This window comes from Segeticoccus rhizosphaerae, from assembly GCF_009192725.1.
Lineage (GTDB): Bacteria > Actinomycetota > Actinomycetes > Actinomycetales > Dermatophilaceae > Segeticoccus > Segeticoccus rhizosphaerae.
On the sequence record NZ_VOHR01000450.1, the window covers coordinates 1 to 2,383 of the forward strand.

Consider the following 2,383-nt stretch of genomic DNA (forward strand, 5'->3'; position numbering starts at 1 on the left):
GGGTGTCATCGTCCGGGCGAACGCCGCGCGGCTCGCCGAGTGCGCCGTCTCAGGCGGCGCGATCCAGGTGGAGGCGGCGGTGCCGCCCTCCGTGGCCGCCCTCCCCGAAGCCGTCGCGCGTGCCCGCGCCGGGCCGCCTCCAGCGGGTTAGCCGAGCTCAGGCGCGTGGTCGGCTCGACTCGGAAGGCGCGTGTCGGAGCACGGCGTCGAGCAGCCGGATCGCCCCGGCCTTGTCGAGCGGTTCGTTGCCGTTGCCGCACTTGGGCGACTGGACGCAGGAGGGACACCCGGCGCGGCACTCACAGGCCGCGATCGCGTCGCGGGTGGCGGTCAGCCAGGTCACGGCCCGGTCGAAGCCCCGCTCGGCGAAGCCCGCGCCGCCCGGGTGGCCGTCGTAGACCAGGATCGTCGGCAGGCCGGTGTCCGGGTGCAGCGCCGTCGAGACGCCGCCCACGTCCCACCGGTCGGAGGTCGCCACCAGCGGCAGCATGCCGATGGCGGCGTGCTCTGCGGCGTGGGCCGCGCCCGGGATGTCGGTCTCTCCGATGCCGGCCGCGGCGAGCAGGTCCTCCGGCATCGTCCACCACACGGCCTTGGTCGCGAGCGTCCGCGGCGGCAGGTCGAGCGGGTGCTCCCCGAGCACCTCGCCGGACGGCAGCCGGCGCAGGAAGGACGTGACCTGCGAGGTCACCGACACGCTGCCGAACGCCAGCCCGACCGGCCCCCACTCGCAGCACAGCTCGGTCCGGCCCAGCACGAAGCTGCTCGTGGTCCGGGCCTGCGTCGACCATCCCGGATCTCCGCGCACCACCAGCGCGCTCGCGTCCTCGAGGTCCAGCTGGGTGACGACGTGCGGCTCGCCCTGGTGCAGGTAGACCGCGCCGGTGTGCGCGGTGCTGTGCGCCCGCTCCCCGTCGACCGTCCCCAGCACCCGTCCACTGGACCGTTCGACGATCCGCACCACGGGTTCGCCGCTGCCCCGCAGCGAGACGTGGTCGGTGGCACGGTCCGGCCGGGTCCAGTACCACCCCGAGCGTCGTCGGCGCAGCACGCCGCGCGACGCCAGCTCGTCCAGCAGCGGCAGCATCCCGGGCCCGAAGTAGTCACCGTCGGCCTCGGTGAGAGGCAGCTCGGCCGCGGCGGCGGCCAGGTGCGGCCCGAGCACGTAGGGGTTGTCCGGGTCGACCACGGCCGCCTCCACCGGCTGGTCGAACAGCGCCGCCGGATGGTGCACGAGGTAGGTGTCCAGCGGGTCGTCCGCAGCGACCAGGATCGCGAGGGAGGGTGAGCCCCGTCGCCCCGCACGGCCCGCCTGCTGCCACAGCGACGCCCGCGTGCCGGGCCATCCGGCCAGGACCACCGCGTCCAGTCCGCTCACGTCGATGCCGAGCTCCAGCGCGTTGGTCGCGGCCAGCCCGCGCAGGGTCCCCGACCGCAGCGCCTGCTCGAGCGCGCGTCGTTCCTCGGGCAGGTAGCCCCCGCGGTAGGCCGCGATCGTGCCCTCCAGCGCCGCATCCACCTGCCCGACCGCCCGCCGCGCCGCCGTGGCCAGCACCTCGACCCCGAGCCGGGACCGGGCGAAGGCCACCGTCTGCACCCCGTCGAGCACCAGGTCGGCCAGCAGGTCCGCGCTCTCCGCGACGGCGCTGCGGCGGTGCGGTGCGTCGTGCTCGCCGCCTCCCTCGACCAGCGCCGGCTCCCACAACCCGAAGGTGAGGGACTCGCGTGGAGAACCGTCCCTCGTGACCGCCCGGACCGGCTGCCCCAGCAACGCGCCCGCGTGCTGCGCCGGGTCGGCGACGGTGGCGGAGGCGAGCACGAAGGTCGGGCACACGCCATACCGGGCAGCGACCCTGCGCAGCCGCCGCAGCAGCACGGCGAGGTGGGATCCGAAGAGTCCGCGGTAGACGTGGCACTCGTCGATCACGACGTAGCGCAGGGCGCGCAGGAACGGTGCCCAGCGCTCGTGCCCCGGCAGCAGGGAGTGGTGCACCAGGTCCGGGTTGGTGAGCACGTAGTGCGCGTGGTCGCGGATCCAGCGCCGCTCCTCCGCGGGGGTGTCCCCGTCATACGTGGCTGCCCGTAGCCCGGGGATCGCCCACCCGTCCAGACGTGCGCGCTGGTCGGCGGCGAGCGCCTTGGTGGGTGACAGGTAGAGCGCCGTCGCACCGCGGCCCGAGGCCGCCGCTGCGCCGTCCACCAGGTCGGAGAGGACCGGCAGCAGGTAGCCGAGGCTCTTGCCCGACGCCGTCCCGGTCGAGACGACCACGTGCCGCCCGGCCCGGGCCAGGTCCGCGGTCTCGCGCTGGTGCGACCACAGCCCGCTGATCCCGTCCCCGGCCAGCGCCGCGTGCACCTGCGGGTTGACCCAGTCCGGCCAGGG

Annotated in this window: 1 protein-coding gene; it reads right to left on the reverse strand. The window is 75.4% G+C overall.

Annotated elements, in window-relative coordinates:
• Window positions 1–157: 157 nt before the first annotated feature.
• On the reverse strand, window positions 158–2,383 hold a 2,226-nt coding region (locus FRW57_RS20470), incomplete at its 5' end, for a DEAD/DEAH box helicase (protein WP_152186923.1).